General features: G+C 41.1%; 9 protein-coding genes and 1 pseudogene (1 of these 10 cut by a window edge). All 10 read left to right on the top strand.

Translation table 11 applies throughout. The annotated features are described in order from the left end of the window. The first annotated feature begins 17 nt into the window (after nucleotides 1–17). On the top strand, nucleotides 18–2,366 hold the full coding sequence (locus A2294_02700) for a hypothetical protein (GenBank protein ID OGH86140.1): 2,349 nt from the start codon (nucleotides 18–20) through the stop codon (nucleotides 2,364–2,366). A gap of 156 nt (nucleotides 2,367–2,522) precedes the next feature. Continuing rightward, nucleotides 2,523–2,819, top strand: coding sequence for a co-chaperone GroES (locus A2294_02695; protein OGH86139.1), 297 nt, complete (start codon nucleotides 2,523–2,525; stop codon nucleotides 2,817–2,819). Nucleotides 2,820–2,827: 8 nt separating this feature from the next. After that, nucleotides 2,828–4,468: a chaperonin GroL gene (locus tag A2294_02690; GenBank protein ID OGH86138.1), complete on the top strand. Its 1,641-nt coding sequence runs from the start codon at nucleotides 2,828–2,830 to the stop codon at nucleotides 4,466–4,468. A gap of 121 nt (nucleotides 4,469–4,589) precedes the next feature. Then, complete coding sequence (locus tag A2294_02685; protein OGH86137.1) at nucleotides 4,590–4,916, top strand: hypothetical protein; 327 nt, start codon at nucleotides 4,590–4,592, stop codon at nucleotides 4,914–4,916. Next, a complete protein-coding gene (locus tag A2294_02680; protein ID OGH86136.1) occupies nucleotides 4,917–6,017 on the top strand; it encodes a peptide chain release factor 2 in 1,101 nt (366 codons plus the stop codon). A gap of 6 nt (nucleotides 6,018–6,023) precedes the next feature. Further along, nucleotides 6,024–6,617, top strand: a complete 594-nt coding sequence (locus A2294_02675; GenBank protein ID OGH86135.1) for a threonylcarbamoyl-AMP synthase — start codon at nucleotides 6,024–6,026, stop codon at nucleotides 6,615–6,617. A gap of 125 nt (nucleotides 6,618–6,742) precedes the next feature. After that, nucleotides 6,743–7,483, top strand: coding sequence for a ribosomal RNA small subunit methyltransferase A (locus tag A2294_02670; GenBank protein ID OGH86182.1), 741 nt, complete (start codon nucleotides 6,743–6,745; stop codon nucleotides 7,481–7,483). A gap of 91 nt (nucleotides 7,484–7,574) precedes the next feature. Further along, a complete protein-coding gene (locus A2294_02665; GenBank protein OGH86134.1) occupies nucleotides 7,575–8,363 on the top strand; it encodes a hypothetical protein in 789 nt (262 codons plus the stop codon). Between the two features lie 7 nt (nucleotides 8,364–8,370). Next, the gene (locus tag A2294_02660; protein ID OGH86133.1) at nucleotides 8,371–16,416 is read left to right on the top strand and encodes a hypothetical protein; all 8,046 of its coding nucleotides are present in this window, start codon (nucleotides 8,371–8,373) and stop codon (nucleotides 16,414–16,416) included. Nucleotides 16,417–16,674: 258 nt separating this feature from the next. Further along, nucleotides 16,675–17,641: pseudogene (locus tag A2294_02655) on the top strand (hypothetical protein) (it continues 116 nt past the right edge of the window).

Here is a 17,641-nt window from a genome sequence, read left to right as displayed (position 1 = left end):
AAAGCAATTTTAACTAAATGACCAAGCTCTATAATTTTTTAATTTATCTTTTTATATTTTTACTGCCTTGGCAAACCAGGCTCATTTTGCGCCGCGGTTTTTTAAATGGGGCTGTTTGGGAGTATGGCATTATAGGCATTTATGCCGAGGAAGTTTTGTTGTGGTTGATTTTGTTGGCAGGAATTTTAAATAAGAGGAAAAAAAATAATTGGTTAGGTTTTTTAAAAAATAATCGAGTACCAATTTCAGCTTTGGCAATTTTATTATTTGTTTCCGGTATTGTTTCCGGTGATAAATTGGTTTTTTTTCAACAAGCTTTGCATCTTTTAGAAGCTGGGGCTTTCTTTATTTTGCTCAGTAGTGGAGCTATTAATAATTTAAAAGCCGCTTATTGTTTTGTCTTAGGTCTACTTCCGGCGGCCTTTTTGGGCATCTATCAATTTTTATCTCAAAATACTTTTGCCAGCCGCTATTTGGGTTTAACTGTGCATCATTCCGGAACTTTAGGCACGGCAGTTTTAGAAAATGGCGGACGCTGGCTTAGAGCCTATGGTACTTTTACCCACCCCAATGCTCTGGGCGCTTTCCTGGCACTTGGCCTAATAATCTGTTTTCTTTTAATTAAAGAAAGGAATGATGTTGTCGGGGTATTTAAAAAAAGTGGTGCCGGAATATTATTTTTTAATTTTATTTTTCTTGCCGCTTTATTTTTTTCTTTTTCCCGCTCGGCCTGGCTGGCCCTGGCCGTGTCTTTATTTTTTTGGTTTTTTAGAGTGATAAAAAAAAATTTTTCTCCTTTTATCCGTCGGCGTTTAATTTTGAATTTCAGTTTTAGTTTAATTTTTTTAGCGCTTCTTTCTGTAATCTTTCTGCCTCTTTTAAGAAATAGGGTAGAAGTTACCGGACAACTGGAAGAGTGGTCTAAAATCCAAAGATTAAATGGCTACACGGAATCTTATCAAATTTTTAAAAATAATATCTTTTGGGGGACGGGTTTGGGAAACTATACCCTGGTTGCCGCTCAAAAGTTTTCTTTAATTGACAAAACCAGCGGTTACCAGCCCGTACACAATGCTTTAGTTTTGGTTTTTATAGAACTAGGAATCACAGGAACTATTTTATTGATTATTTTTTTGTTTTTTTTATTAAAGAAAAATAAATTAGGCGGAGAAATTTTATTGTTTTTTTTAATTTTAAGTTTGTTTGATCATTATTTATGGAGTTCTTTTAGCGGTTTGATGCTGTTGGCTTTAGGATTGGGGGTGTGGAATTTTGGGGGAGAAGGTGTCTTGGGTGAACCGTCTGATTTTATGAAAAATAATTATTTTAAAAAAATCTTTAATTCTATTTTAGAAAAATTGTCTTATTTTTTTAATTTCCCGCTTTCTAAACCCAAGGGTAGCGATTTAATCATCACTTATAATTGCAATTTTAGGTGTAGTCACTGTGATATCTGGAAATGTGCGGAAAGAAATGAGTTAAACACGGTAGAATGGAAAAAAATCATCAGTGATTTAAGAAAATGGGTTGGTCCGGGCTATTTAATTAGTCTGGGCGGAGGAGAGCCTTTGATTAGGCCGGACATTCTGGAGATTTTAAATTTTTTAAAGATCAATGATTTTAGAGTTATTTTGGAAAGTAATGGTTATTTGATTAATAAAGAAATGGCGGCCAAAATTGTAGCTACGGGAATTGAAGAAATTAGAATTTCTTTATACAGTTTTGATCCGGCAATTCATAATAGCCTGCGGCAGATTCCTTGGGCTCACGAAAAAGCCAAGGAAGCGATTCTTGATTTGGCCGAGGCCAAACAAAGACAGGGGAGCCAAATGAAAATTTGTTTGGGGGTCTTGCTCAATGAAAAAAATATAGGGGAAGATGCTAAAAAATTAGTCAGTTTTGCCCGGGCCAATGGTTTTTTTGTTAACATCCAAGCTTTGGATGAAAATTTTAAGGGCGATTACGCGCAGGAGAATTGGTTTATAAATGATCCCTTATGGCCGCAAAAGCCAGAGGCCGTAAAAGATTTTTTTAATTGGCTTATTAAACAAAAAAGAAATGGCGCTTTAATTACCAACTCGGTTAAAAATTTGTTATCTTTTGAAGAATATTTTTTAAATCCCGGTAAAACTGTGGCTTGGCCTTGCCACTTGGCTTATCGCACTTTTAATTTTGATCCTGCGGGCCGTCCGTTTTTTTGCTATAAAACCGGAATTACTTTCGCTTCTTTGAAAGATAAGGCACCAGAAGAATTGTGGCGGAGTGCCAATTTAGAAAACAAACGCTGTTTAGTTAAAAATTGTTCCAAAATCTGCCGCCTCCGTGCTTATTATAGAGATAATTTAGTAGATAAAATTAAAGGATGAAAGAGTGGGATTGGGAGGTGTCTGCGGGCCACTGTCTGCGGGCCCTTGACGATTCTTTCTTTTTGTTATAAAATACAGACAGGTAGATCTTAGCACTCTAATAATTAGAGTGCTAAATTATCTCCATTAACTTATTAATAATTAATTCAAGAGACTATGAAAAATCTCAGACCATTAAACGATCATGTGATCGTGGAAGCGGTGGCGGGTAAAGAAGAGGCTACTCGCGCGGGCATTATCTTGCCTGACACCGTAGATAAAGAAAAACCGGAACAAGGTAAGATTGTGGCCACGGGTCCGGGCAAATTATTGGAAAATGGTTCTTACGCCGCCATGTCGGTAAAAGTTGGCGATACAGTTTTATTTAAAAAATATTCTCCTGATGAAATCAAAATTGATAATAAAGAATTTCTGGTTTTGTCAGAGGGGGATATTTTAGCCGTAATTGAATAAATAATTTTATGTCCAAACAAATTTTATTTGACGAAAAAGCTCGTCAATCATTAAAAAAAGGAGTTGATATTTTGGCTAATGCCGTTAAAATAACCTTGGGACCCAGAGGCCGCAATGTGGTTTTAGACAAAGGTTATGGCTCGCCAACTATTACCAAAGATGGTGTTACTGTGGCTAAAGAAATTGATCTGCCCGATAAATTTGAAAATATGGGTGCGGAATTGGTTAAAGAAGTTGCTTCTAAAACCAATGATGTGGCCGGCGACGGTACTACTACCGCCACTTTACTAGCCCAGGCTATTATTAATGAAGGTTTTAAAAATGTTACTGCCGGCGCTAATCCTTTGGCTCTAAAAAGAGGTATAGAAAAAGCCGTGGCCGCCGTAGTAGAAGAATTGAAAAATAAAATTTCCAAGCCGGTGAAAGGTGAGGAAATTGTGAATGTAGCCTCCATTTCTGCCAATGATGCGGAGATTGGCATCACCATTGCCAAAGCCATGAAAGAAGTGGGCGAGAACGGTGTTATTACAGTGGAAGAGTCTCAATCTTTTGGCGTAGAAACAGAGGTGGTAAAAGGCATGCGTTTTGACAAAGGCTATGTTTCTCCTTACATGATTACCAATGTTGACGCCATGAAAGCAGAGTATAATGACGCTTTAATTTTAATTACTGATAAAAAAGTGGCCTCGGTGGAAGAAATTTTACCGCTCTTGGAAAAAGTAGCGCAGACCGGTCGCAAAGAATTGGTGATTATTGCCGATGAGATTGAAGGCCAGGCCATGACTACTTTTGTTTTAAATAAATTGCGCGGCACCTTTAATGTTTTGGGTGTTAAGGCTCCCGGATTTGGCGACAGGCGCAAAGAAATGTTAGCTGATATTGCCGTTTTAACCGGTGGACGCGTCATCACGGAAGAAGTTGGTTTGAAGTTAGAAAACACTAATTTAGAAGATTTGGGTAAGGCTGATAAAGTTATTGCCACCAAGGACAATACTACTATTGTTGGAGGTAAGGGCGATGAAGCGTCAGTTAAAGAACGTGTGGTTCAAATTAAAAAATTGATTGAACAATCCGACAGTGATTTTGACCGCGAAAAATTACAAGAACGTTTGGCTAAGTTAGCCGGTGGCGTGGGCGTGATTAAAGTTGGCGCCGCTACGGAAACAGAAATGAAAGAAAAGAAACACAGAATTGAAGACGCGGTGGCTGCCACCAAAGCCGCGGTAGAAGAAGGTATTGTGCCGGGCGGTGGCGTGGCACTTCTCCGCGCTCGTGATGTTTTGAAGAATTTGGCTGTGGAAGGCGATGAGAAAGTTGGCGTGAATATCTTGTTTCGTTCCTTGGAAGAACCGGTAAGACAAATTGCCCAAAACGCCGGCAAAGATGGTTCTGTGGTAGCCGAAGAGGTTAAAAAGTTATCTGGCAGTATGGGATACAATGCGGATTTAGACAAGTATGAAGATTTAATTGTAGCGGGCATTGTGGATCCAACTAAAGTTACCAGAACCGCTTTGCAAAATGCCGCTTCCATTGCCGCAATGTTCTTAACCACTGAAGCGGTGGTGACCGATATTCCGGAGAAAAAAGATGAACATTCACACGGCGGAGCCGGAGGTATGGGCATGGGTGGCATGGGCATGGATTACTAAAAATAAACCCGACTCCTAATAAAGTAGATTAAATTTAAAAGCCGCTTCAACAGATGCGGCTTTTAAATTTAAAGTGAAAATGATATAATAAATTAAAGAAAATTAAATAACTTTAAATTTTATGGAACCACAAATCAAAAAAATTCCCGAGCAAAAAGATTTTGAGGATAATAAAATTATCGCCGTTATCGGTTATTTAGGGGTGTTGTGTTTGGTGCCGTTACTCGGCAGACAAAACAGTCCTTATGCCAAGTTTCACGGCAAACAGGGGTTGGTTCTCTGTCTTTTATGGCTGGTTACATGGGTTTTGGGTTGGTTTCCTTTATTGGGATTGGTGCTGTGGATTGCTTCTATCATTTTAACCGTGGTGGGAATCTCCAATGCCTATCAAGGTAAGATGGATGAGCTACCAATTATTGGCAAATACGCGGAGAAGATAAAAATTTAGATGACCATTAAAGAAGTAATTTTTGAATTGCAAAATTTGCTGACTAAGATTAAAGAAGCTCGGCAGATTTTGCATTTGGATAAAAAACAAGAAGAAATGAGAGTTTTGGAAATGCAAATGTCCGCTTCTGATTTTTGGGTTAACGCCCTTGAAGCCGGGAAAATTACTCAAAAATATGATGAATTAAAAAAGGAATTTGATTTTTGGCATGACCTGGAAACACAAGCGCGGGATTTACAGGAAATGGCAGAATTGGATGCTAAAGACAAAACGGTTAGTTTGCGTGAAGATTTAGAAAGACAACTGATTTATCTGCAAAAACAGTTTGCCGAAGCGGAAATTAGTTTGTTGTTTTCCGGATTGCATGATAAAAGCAATGCTTTTTTATCTATTCACGCGGGAACGGGCGGAGTTGATGCTATGGATTTTGCCGAAATGCTCTTGCGTATGTATTTACGTTTTTGCGAGAAGCGTGGCTTTAAAACACAAATTTTAACTGAAAGCCGGGGAGGAGAAGCGGGTATTAAAAGTATTACTTTGGTTGCACGCGGCTCTTATGCCTATGGGTTTTTAAAATCAGAGCACGGCGTACATCGTTTGGTGCGCATTTCTCCTTATGACGCAGAAAAAATGCGCCATACTTCTTTTGCCTTAGTAGAAGTTTTGCCGGAAATTGATGAGAAAGTGGTGGTGGAAATCAAACCGGAAGATTTGCGTATTGATACTTTTATGTCTTCGGGCAAAGGCGGGCAATCGGTTAACACCACTTACAGTGCGGTACGTATGGTGCATCTGCCCACCGGTATTACTGTCTCCTGTCAGAATGAAAGAAGCCAACAGCAGAATAAAGAAACCGCCATGAGAATTTTAAAAGCCAAGCTGGCGGCTCAAATGGAAGAGGAACACGCTGATGAACTTTCTAAATTGCGCGGAGAGTATCATGAGGCGGCTTGGAGCAATCAAATTAGAAGTTATGTTTTGCACCCCTATCATTTGGTAAAGGATCATCGCACAGAATTTGAATCTAAGGATCCGGATAAAGTTTTGGACGGTGATTTGTTGGGTTTTATAGAAGCCTATTTAAAGATGAATCATAAATAATATTTTATGATTATTGTTAAAAAATTAAAAGAGGCGGTTGATTTTTTAAAAAAAGGAGGGGTGATAATTTATCCCACGGAAACCGCTTATGGTCTTGGTTGCGATTCTACCAATCAGGAAGCACTGGATTTAATTTTTAAAATAAAACAAAGGCCCCAAGCCAAGACTTTGCCTTTAATTGCCGGAAGTTTGGCTATGGTTAAAAAATGGGTGATTTTGAACAAACAGGAGGAAATTCTAGCTAAAAAATATTGGCCGGGAGCTTTAACTTTGGTTTTAAAAAATAAAAAAGAGGTGGGTTTATCCAAGAGTGTCGTTGCCAAAGATAATACTGTAGCCATAAGAATTTCCAGTAATAAAATAGCGCGTACTCTTGCCCAAAGATTGGGCCGGCCCATTGTTTCTACTTCGGCTAATATTTCCGGAGCAAAAGAAATTTATTCTGTGACAGATTTAAAAAAGAGTTTTAAAAAGTTATCAACCGACTGTATTTATACAGTAGATGGAGGAGTTTTAAAGCGTCGCGCGCCTTCTACTGTTGCGCGAATTAGAAATGGCAAGATAGAAGTGTTAAGACAGGGGGGATTAAAAATCACTTAATTTTTAATTATCTGAAAATGCAAAATAAAAAAAATAATACAGTTGGACCGGAAAAATTTAAACAATTACGCCCCTCTAAACAAGCAAATTATTTTCGAACCGACAAATCTTATGGTCAGCATTTTTTGACTGATAAAAATATTTTGCAACAAATTGTGGCGGGAGGGGAGATTGCGCCTGATGATTTTATTTTAGAAATTGGCGCAGGAGAAGGTGTTTTAACCTGTGAATTATCTAAAGCGTCCAAAAATGTTCTGTCTTTGGAAATAGATCAAAGATTATTTAAAATTCTTGAAGAAAAATTTTCCGCATCAAGTAATGTGAAAATAAAAAATGAGGATGCTTTAAAATTAGATCCGCAGAGTTTGCCTGAGAGCTATAAAATTATTTCCAACATTCCTTATAACATTACTTCTAAAATTTTGGAAAAATTTTTGACAGCTTCCAATCAGCCAACCTTAATAGTTTTGTTGGTGCAAAAAGAATTAGCTGAAAGAGTTTGCGCCGGGGAGGGGGACAAATCTTTTTTGTCCGTGCTGGTTCAATATTTTGGTGAGCCCAAAATTTTAAAAGTTGTCAGCCGTTTTTCTTTTAGTCCTCCTCCACAAGTGGAAAGCGCCATTTTAAAAATCAACAATATTACAAGACGGCTTAAGGAAAGTGATGAGAAAATTTTTTTTCAGCTAGTCAAAATCGGATTTTCTCAAAAAAGAAAAATGCTCAAGAAAAATTTAAAATCTTTTTTAGATGAAAAGGTTATTTTAAGCGGTTTTAAGGAGGCGCGGATTGATTTAAATGCCAGGGCGGAAGAAATTAGTTTAGAAAAGTGGCTGATTTTAGCTAAAAATGTCTTTAAAAAGGAATAGAAAGTTGAGTTTTAGAGATAAAAAGTTTTTTGTGGATATCTCCTTGTTAAATGGGGATTAAAAAGATATAATATAGAGGAGTAAGACCCGATTGTTTAACAAAAAAATCATTATTAAAATGTCAACGAGCGGAGAGCAAAAAGAAATGACAAGAAAAGAAAAACTGGCCTTTTTGGGTTTGGTTGTTTTGGCGGTCTTTGTTGTTTATTTAGGTTTTAGGCAAATGGGCAACAATTTAAAAACTCCCTTTGCGCTTTTTGCTTTGCAACATTCCGTCGGCGAACAAATATCTTTTGATCAAAATTTTGCCAATGAAGAACTAAAGAAAAAAGACACGGATGCCGACGGCTTAAAAGATTATGACGAGTTATATATTTATCAAACCAGCCCTTATTTAACAGATACCGATTCCGATGGATTAAATGATAAAACGGAAGCCGATTCCGGCAGTGATCCCAATTGTCCCAAAGGACAAGATTGTTATGGCAGTTTAGTGCAAAATCAAGCGGCCGCTAATACAGCCACCTCTTCCTTGGAGATATCCGTTTCAGAGTTGCCGACCGCCGATCAGATACTTTTACAGAATCTTTTGGGTTCTAATCCCGACCCTAAAGTTTTGCGCGATTTCTTAATTCAGAATGGAATAGATTCCAAAGAATTGGAAAAATTTTCCGATAACGATTTGTTGGCTTTTTTTAAAGAATTTGTCTCTTCCACATCTACGGCGGCTAATAATTCAGAATCATCGGATTTTTCTTTAGATATTAGTAATGTGGATTTAAAAGCTTTGCGCAAAAGCTTATTAGAAAAAGGTATTCCTAAAGAGACCTTAGATGGTTTAGACGATCAGGCTTTGCTTGATTTAATTAAACAGTTATAATTTGGCTATGACGCGCCAAGAAAAAATAAAAAATCACAAAAATAAAATTGCAATATTTTTTTTATTTTTTGTATTGATTGGAAGTTTGGGAATGCCGTGGTCGGCTAGAGCGCAGTTTACAGTGACGGATCCCGTGGCTGATGCTACTGGTTTGTGGACTAAAATAACTGCTATCGGTAAAGATTTAAAAGTAAATATTGGCCAAGCGGCAGGCAGGGCTTTAATGAAGTCTTTTAGGAATTTTGTCAATAAAATGTCCAGGGACACAGCCATTTGGCTGGCCAGCGGCAACTATGACAAGGGGCCGATGTGGTACACTGACGCGGCCGGTTATTTTGAAAACGCCGGTTTGCAGGCAGCAGCCGATGCTATTGGCTATTTTGGCGATGAAACGCAATTTTTACAAAAATACGGCATTAATTTGTGTAATCCCGGCATACCTGCCTATAATTTGGGAATAAAATTAAAAATGTACAACACCCTGGATCCTCAGCCGCGTTGTAATTGGAGAGAAATACAAAATGCCTATAGTAATTTGGGTACAGCCGGTGCTTGGAGCCAGGTGGGAATGTCTTTTCAGCCGGGGCAAAATGGCCTGTCTTTATCTTTAGAAACATTGGAAGCTTTGGATAAAATACGGGCCGAAGATGAACAAAAAGCTCGAGATAAAGCCGACTCTGATGGTAGTATGAAAAATACGGCCTCTCCGGTAGGGGGTGATGCGACGGCTCCTGTAGCTGTTAACGAAGAACAAGCAAAAAGCGTTATAAGTGATTCAAAAACACAAAAAACCGAAGAAGTAAAAGCCACAAAAGATGATTTAAATCTGGGCAACATCGCTGGTGTTTTGGGCGATGCCGCCGCTATGTTCACCAACACTCTTTCCGATCAATTGGCAGAGCAATTAAGAAAAAAAGGCTTGCTTTCTGTGGGACAATTAATCACCGGGATAGCCTGCGGCGTAAAAGACGGTTCTTGGACTTGTAAAAAATCAGCGCCCAATGATGAGCAGGCGCAGGTGGTGGGTAATCGCGAGGCGTCCGAAGCCACCTTTGCCGATTTTGTTAAACCCACCTTTGGCGAAATTGGGGATTATCAATATGTGGCTACAGAATTGACCCCCGATTGCGCTACCAACAACGGCCCCTATTGTGGTGCCCTGGATTCCGATTTTCAAGAAATTTTATCTTTAGCCCAAGCGGGAACCCCCTTAACTGTCGGTGAAGCTTTAAATTTCTCTTCGGGCAAATTGCATGGAGACTGGGAACTTTTGCCAAAGGGATCTTGCAAACCTAACGCTTACTGTTATGACAATCTTATTAAATTGCGTTTTTTTAGAATTTTGTCATTGGGCTGGGAAATAGCCGCGCAGAAAGCAGTCTCTCTTGGGCAAAAAGTATTTTTAAAAGATGTGGTGGCCGGTTTTTATGATAGTAGCAGTCAATATTATCATCTGATTGATCCTAATTGGCTGATTGTCGCTCCTAAGGCCCGTTGCTCCGCCGAAGTTAACAGTTCCTTGGCTCTGTACCCTCCTACGGCCGATACTCCCGGACAAAGAGCCAAATCCTGCACCGATGTGCAAAGTTGTGTTGGTGAAAATTCACAAACCGGACAATGTAATTTTTGGGGCTATTGTTTAAGAGAGAAAAATTTTTGGCAATTGGGTGCCGATAGTTGCGATGAACAATTCAATACTTGTACCGGTTATGCCAGTAGCCAAGGTCAGGCCATGAGTTTTTTAGCCAATACCATTGATAGAGGTATTTGTACGGCGGATAATTCCGGTTGCCGTTCTTATGCGATTTCAGCCGCTTATTTGGGCGGAGATTGGAATTGGCAATCCGGCGCCGGTGATCCTAAAATTTATTTTAATCGTTCAGTTGAAAGATGCGGCAATGAAAATGAAGGGTGCTCTAAATTTATCCGCGAGGCTGAAGGCGTAGTTGGAGAAAATCTTAATTTAAAAAAAGCGCCCGAGTTTTATAATTGTTATGGTGAAAATTTGGTCCCCACAGGTACACCCAATACAAATACTTTAAGCAGTTCTACTTTAGCTTGGCCGGTTAATAAATCCGATTTGTATAAAATTTCCAATGGATTGACTGCGGAACAAAAAATTCAATGTTCTCGTTTTGCCACAGTTTGCAGTGCAGAAGAAAAAAGTTGCGAGCTTTACACTCCGTCAAATGGCAATCCGACAATTCCCGGTGTTTTGACAACAGGGGATTTATGCCCAAATGAGTGCGTTGGCTATGAAACATATATAGAACAGCCAATTACTCAATTTTCTGGCAATGCCAATGCTTATTTTATCCCTGCCAACGCCAAATCGTGCAAATTGGAAAACGTAGGTTGCGAAGAATTTGTTAATATAGAAACTCAAGCGGCTGGCGGAGAACAAAAAGCTTATTTTAGCCAGATAAAATCTTGCAGTAAAATTGCCGCCGAAGGAGACACTTTTTATACTTGGGAGGGAAGTGATACTTCCGGTTATCAATTAAAAACATACATTTTAAAGAAAGATACCAGAAGTGGCCATACCGGCGAGCCGGCCTATAATACCGGCGATGCTTTGACACTTACTTTTTATGAAAATATTTGTAGTGCCAGTACTTACGCGGATAAAATTACCTTAGGCAAAGATTTTGATCCGGATTGTCGCGAATTTTATAATCGTCAGGGTGAAAAATCTTATCGCCTTTATTCTAAAACCGTCACAGTTTCTCCAAGCGAATGCAAAAATTATCGCAAAAGTCTGTCCGATCAAATCTCTTGTGATGCTACCGGCGGAGCTTGGGATTCGGCGAGAGGAATTTGTATCCACTCATTTATTTCTTTGGAGGCCAAGTCTTGTCCGGCTACGGCTGTGGGTTGCCGCGCTTACAAAGGCAACGCGGGTAATAATTTTCAAACCATTTATTTTCAAGATTTTGAAACAGGCACGGTTGGTAGCACTGTTTCCTCTTTGGACTGGACGGGGACAACTGCCACAATCAGTTCCGAGGCAACCGTGGTCGGTGGAAAATCTTTGAAAGTAATTGGCGCTTCCGGTTTCACCAATATTTTAGAAAAAAATAAAACGATTTCTATTTCTTTTTGGGCTAAGAGTCAAGATGCTTCCTTAAATTTAGCAGTACAGTTTGGCACAAGTTTGGCCGGCTCCAATTTTGTTTCTCAAGAAAATAGGGGCTTTAATTTAACCAATAATTGGGCGGTTTTTACTGCCGATTTTAACGTCTCTTGGGATCAAGAAGTTTCTTCTTCCACTTTGCAATTTGGCGGCCAGGGGAACATTTTTTATCTTGATAATGTTGTTGTAAAACAAATGACGGATAACGTTTATGTGATTAAGGATTCCTGGGCCACTCCTTCATCTTGCGACAATGTTAATGGCGATCCCTTTGGCTCGTCTTTGGGAGGAAATTCCGCCAATCCGTTAAGATTGGCACCGCAGGCTCAACTTGGCTGTGAATCTTATTCCAACCGCAAAGGAGATACTGTGGCGGTTAAATTTTTTAGCAGTATTTGTCGTGAGGAAGCAGTAGGTTGCGAGGAGCTGGTTGAAACATTTGACACCGAAACAACTTCGGCTACGCTGTTTAATGCCAAGTGTTCTCTTCTTTCCTCGCCGCAGACATATTCAAACCAAGTAATTGATTGTAAAGACAAAAATGGCGAGCATAAATGTGATGTACTTCCGGGACAAACTTTTTGTAGATTTAATTATGTTGGTTTGGGTAAAAATCTAACTGAATTAGGCCCTGAATTACATAATTTAAACAGCGTAGCTGCAACTACAGATGCCGAAGGTCATTCTTATGGTGTTAATTTATCATCTGATTCAGAGAGTATTTTAGTCCCCACTGATCGGATGGTGTATTTAGTAAACAGCCCCGCTTTTCAATGCTCTAGTGATAACGCAGGTTGTCGCGCTTTGGGTTTGATTGACTACTCCGCGAATGGAGCTGTGCAGGCCTCTACCACGGTGTATCTTAAAGATCAGCCGGATAATTATGGCAAAATTTTGTGCAGCCAAGAGGCCGAAGGCTGTAATCAATACACCACGGACCAAGGCGGATCTGATTATTTTAAAGACCCGACTGTTTTTGGCAATCGTTTATGCGAATGGAAAGATAAAATTAATGGCTCTACCGGTGGCTGGGTGATTAAAGGTACAACTGACAGTTGTTATGCGGGCACCAATTATAAAATTTTTAAAAACGGAGATGCTACCTATAATGGCGCTGTGGGTTTGTGTCCCGCCGCGCAAAATGGCTGTTCGGAATTTGTGGATCCGGTAGGCGCGGGAACCGCTTCCGGCAATTTATCCGGCCAATCTTACTATGTGATTAACAATGAAAAAATTGACCGCGGTTCTTGCGGTGGCAGTGCCAGTTTGCAACAAGGTTGCGTTTTGTTTAATGAAACCGCCAAAGGCGATAGATTGTGGAACGCTGATGCAACTTATAATTTAAGCCAACAAAACAATTATCAAAAGGTTAATCCGATTGATTGTGGGGTGGAGGGTGAAAAAACTTCAGCAGACAATCTCAATTGTACCAATGATAATCTTGATGCCAATGATGCTAACGTAATTTTAAAAGTTAAGCGGGATCGTGTTTGCGGCGAATGGCTTGCTTGCGCCTCCACTATGAAAGTGCTGAAAAACGGTAATTCGGTTGATATCTGCACTGAGCTTAAAAATTGCGACAAAATTGCTTCAGCGGCCGAAGTTAATAATAGTGATGAGCTTCTAGGTCAATGCGGTCATTGGGTTGAGGACACAAATAAAACACCCGCCATTGGTCAAATTTTAGATCTTTCGGCTTATGTTTCTGCTAATAATGGAGCTTTTTCTGTTAAAGATTTTAGCGGCTATTCCATTTATAACGGCCGACAGATTGCCGATTTGGTTGCTTCTAACGGCTTAAAAGCCATCAATAACCAACCAGTGTATAATGGCGGTGGCCCAATCGCTGAATCTTGCCGCGGGTTTGCTTCAGCGGAAATACCTTCGGAAGCCAACTCTTCGCGTTTGAATCCTTCCCTTTATCCTGATTTTTGCTCTTTTGCCAAAGTGGAATATGGCGGCAGTGACAAAGCCGCCATCACCAAGTATTATTTAGCCAATCAGCTTTTAGAAAATAAAGGCGTTTGCGACGGCGGATTTTTAGAGAATGGACAATCTAAAAAAAGCTTGCCTTGCGTTGATGTCAGTGATTGTTCTGATGACCGTCCGGCTAATCAAAAACCCGGCGGCATTACTCTTGGCGCTTCTTGTTTAACCGATAGAAAAATTTCGCGTGAATTTGGCTGGAATGGCTACTGTCTGCTTAAAGATTCCACTGACAAATGCGTGATGTGGTATCCTTTGGCAGTACCTAAGGGCGGAGTTGATTTGTATGCTTTAAACAGAGAAGCCGGGTATTACCCCCCGGAGGGTTCGGGGAAATTTTGGTGCGTCCAGGCTAAAGGGAATGCTTCTCTGCCGTTTCAGGACAACGGGGACACTTTTGGATACGGCAGTAGTTATAAATTAATTACCCGTGCCGAACCTAAAAATACTTGGGAAACATCCGGTCGGGGGCGTTGTTTTTCTTCAAATGGAACAGAAATTTCCAACATAAATACAGAAGAAGAGTGTAAAAATAGTAAAAGTTGGGTGCCTTTTACTGCTGATTTATGGAAGGAACAAACATTTTTCTTAACTTCTGTTGAGAAAGATCTTAATTTTAGCGAAGTAGTGGCTATGGGCTTAACCCCCCTTTCCTTTATTAATGGAAAAGATTATCCGGCCAATGAATTATTGACTTTCACCAAACAAAAATTAAACGGTGTCTCCAATGGCGACGGTTACTATTGGTCCGGGACTAAACTGGAAAATAACGGGGATATTTCCTTGGAGTTTTTTTGGCATAATGGGCCGGATAATAGAACCGAAGGTTCTTTTAATTTTCTAACTCAGAGCAAGTGTGAAAACTTTTATGATAATACAGACTCTAACGCTATTGCTTTTAGAGTCACTTTTGATAAAACAACCGGCAAATTAAAATCAATGAATTCAAAAACTTGCGACGGATCCACACAAAGCGGAGGATTTAAGGCGGAATTGGATTTTTATTTAACAGAAGTGTGCACGGATATTAGGCAAGTTGTGCAGGATAATCCAGTTAATCCGGATGTGCAGAGCTCAGTGTTTGGTTTTAAAGCCAAAGCCCGTACCGATAGAATTTGGCAAGAGGGCCGATATATTTTGGGTGGTGATGATAATGGTAAAGAAATGAAATTACCGTTTAATCAATTTTTTACGCCTTTTGGTTCATTTGATCAAAGCCAAGATCCTAAAGATTTAACCTTAATAGACAACAGCAAAACCAACTGGGATAAATTGCAAAGCTGGTATGTGGCAGGTTATTGGCCCATTTGGCTAAAATCGGGCGGCGCCACTCCTTTAAATTGCAGTCCTGACAATGGCGGTGATTGCGGCAAGGCGGCCTTGTGTTCTGCCGGACCCAATGTTAATCAGCCTTGTAATATGGCTGATAATAAAAATGAGGGCAACTTGGCATGTAATGAACAGGTTGATGATGGCACTTGTAAACCGTCCGCCAGCTTAGACAAAAAAGTTTGCGCCGGTGAAACTGATTCGGGGAAGAATTTGCTTCAGATGATAGAGCCGGCGATTGACTGTTCTAATTTTGATTCTGCTTGGTGTTTAGACAGAGTGAGTAGCCATGGTTTTGCTGAATGTATTGCCGGTGTTTGTTATGGAACCCCACTTTCTTCTTTATATAAGTGGTCATGCTCTGAAGATGGCGACTGCATACCAGATAATGTTTCCTGTCAAAATATATCTGGTACCTGCCAAGGAGGGTCTAAAAACGGCAGTTATTGCAGTGTTGATGATGATTGCCAAGGCGGGGTTGTAAAATATCTTTGCGACGATGCTAACCAGATCCGCGGCTTGTGTGTGGGTGGCTTGAATCACGGCCTGATGTGCGGCTCGTCTAAAGATTGTCCCCCTAAAACCTATGGCGACACCGTGGGAATGGAAGTGGTGGAGCAAGGCACTTGCGTAGGTATTTCTTTGGAGCAAGGCAAAACAATTCCGCAAACAATAGGTGACAGTGGTCCAAGTACGCCGAATATTGGGGATCATTCACAGCCTAACGCCGCTTTTCTTCGTTTGCAGGAGTTGTTTGCCTCCAGTTTTAATACTTGGGCGTGGAATGAAAATAAATATGAATTATTGGGTAGTGGTTGGAGCAACCGCGACAAGTCGCAAGGAGATAGTGGTGCTACTCAAACAATAAACAATCTCAGTGCCGCTATTACTCCGCATCCTCCTAAAATCTACTCTTTAAACCCGGCCGGCAACAACAGCTTTACTTGGGGGACAGTTAACATGTTTAGCCTAAACTTCAACAACGGTTATGTTGACAATCAAGATATCACTTACAACGGATCTTCTCCCGTAGTCACCGCAGCCTTCTACGCCTATGCCGACAATGATCAAATGCCCATTACCCGCGTGGCCATAGATTGGGGAGATGGTTCGGTGTATGAGTCTAGGGGGTGGTATAAGAATCACAAGCCGGTGTGCGAGAGCAGTGACGAAAAAGTCTGCGATAGTAATTTAAATAAGCCTTGCAACAGTAATGCTGATTGTGGTAGTGGTATTTCCTGCTCTTCCCCTTCCTCTCCAAATGACCGCCTGCATTTTGGCAACTCTGCCGAGGCCTGCGAAGAGGGATATTTTACATATAAGCACGTGTATGAGTGCCTAGCTAATAATGGCTTGTCCTTGCCCGTTTGCTCCGCCAATGTTATTACCAACTGCTGGGATAATATAAATAGCCAGTGCCACTTTAAACCCAAAGTCCAAGTCTTGGATAATTGGGGGTGGTGTAATGGTACGTGCGCTGTTGTAATTGGGGGGTGTTGGGATGATCCTGCTAAAGAAGATGACTTTAGAGCTTGTTCAATAGATAACAAAAGCGTTATAGAGCATTGGACGTCTTTTAGTAATAAGGTAATCATTACACCCTAAAATCTAAAATTCTTAAATTAAAAAGCAAAAAGACGCCAATAGACGTCTTTTTGTGATCAAAAAAAACCGCGGCAGTCTCTCGTGATTAGTCACGAAATTCTGTCGCGGTAAAATTCAGTTTTTGTAGCAAGTTCTGTATGGATCTGTCCAAACAGTTCCATCCTCGGAGAGAAAAGCCTTACCTTGGAGACCAGATTGGGTTAACTCCAGGTAGTTGGTTCCCGGTTTGCCAACCGCGAAATCTTGAGGAGGTCCAACATGACAGAATCCATCCCCAATGTCCGGAAAGTAAGTGTAGGTTGTCAAATGCCCATAACTACCGCAATACCACTCTCCAAGAAATCCGCAGAAATCCCAGCAGACGCAGGGCGTGTTGGTATCCGAGCAGTTTTCTGGCATCACGGCATCGGCAGGGCAAACGTACTCGCAAGTTCCACTGGTTTTGTTGCACGCCGTGGTCTCCGGGCACCCGCAGTCCACAAGACAACTCCCGCAGTTTTCCCACTCCTCGCATTTGCTGTTTCCGCAGGTAGGCGGCAAGGTCCACTCGCACCCTGCTCCCTGGCACTCTTTGCCTGTGGGGCAGGGGCAATCATAAAGGCAGTTGCCGCAGTTTTCCCAGCTGTCGCAGGTATCGTCGTAGTTGCATATAGTTGGGATGCACTGGTAGTCCCAGTCCCAAAGAGTCTGCTTGACTTCATGGCAAACTTCTTTGCTGTTGCAAGCGCAGTCCTCGGGGCAGGAATGACAATCCTCGTGAGGATATTTGTCATTGCCATGGCATTCGCCATCCCCGCACCACGGGGGTACGCAGGTAAGCACCATCTCTCCGGAGGCCTCGCAACCTTCTGTTACGCCGGCATCACTGTAAGGACCATAGTTTCCGCACCAAGTCTTTTCCACCATTTTGCAGGTGTAATCATTGTTGCAAGGACAGTCGTCCTCGCAACCGCAATCTTCCCACTGCTCGCAAGCACCATTGCCACAAGTCTCGTAAACGCAAGCCCCGTTGCTGGCGCAGTGGGTGTTGCCCGGGCACCCGCAATCTTTGGAACAATTCTGGCAGTTTTCGCCTTCGGGTTCACAGAACCCATTGCCGCAGACGGTCTGCGTCGCCTCCTCCTGCTTAGTGTCATTAGTGTCGGAACAATTCTGGCACTCGTTGTCCGCGTCCGCGACCACTTCGGGGCAATTCTGTCCTTCGCAGGCGACAGATTCACCGCTC

This window comes from Candidatus Magasanikbacteria bacterium RIFOXYB2_FULL_38_10 (genome assembly GCA_001783145.1).
GTDB lineage: Bacteria > Patescibacteriota > Patescibacteriia > Magasanikbacterales > UBA10003 > GWC2-40-17.
This window is presented reverse-complemented; position numbering and strand designations above follow the sequence as displayed.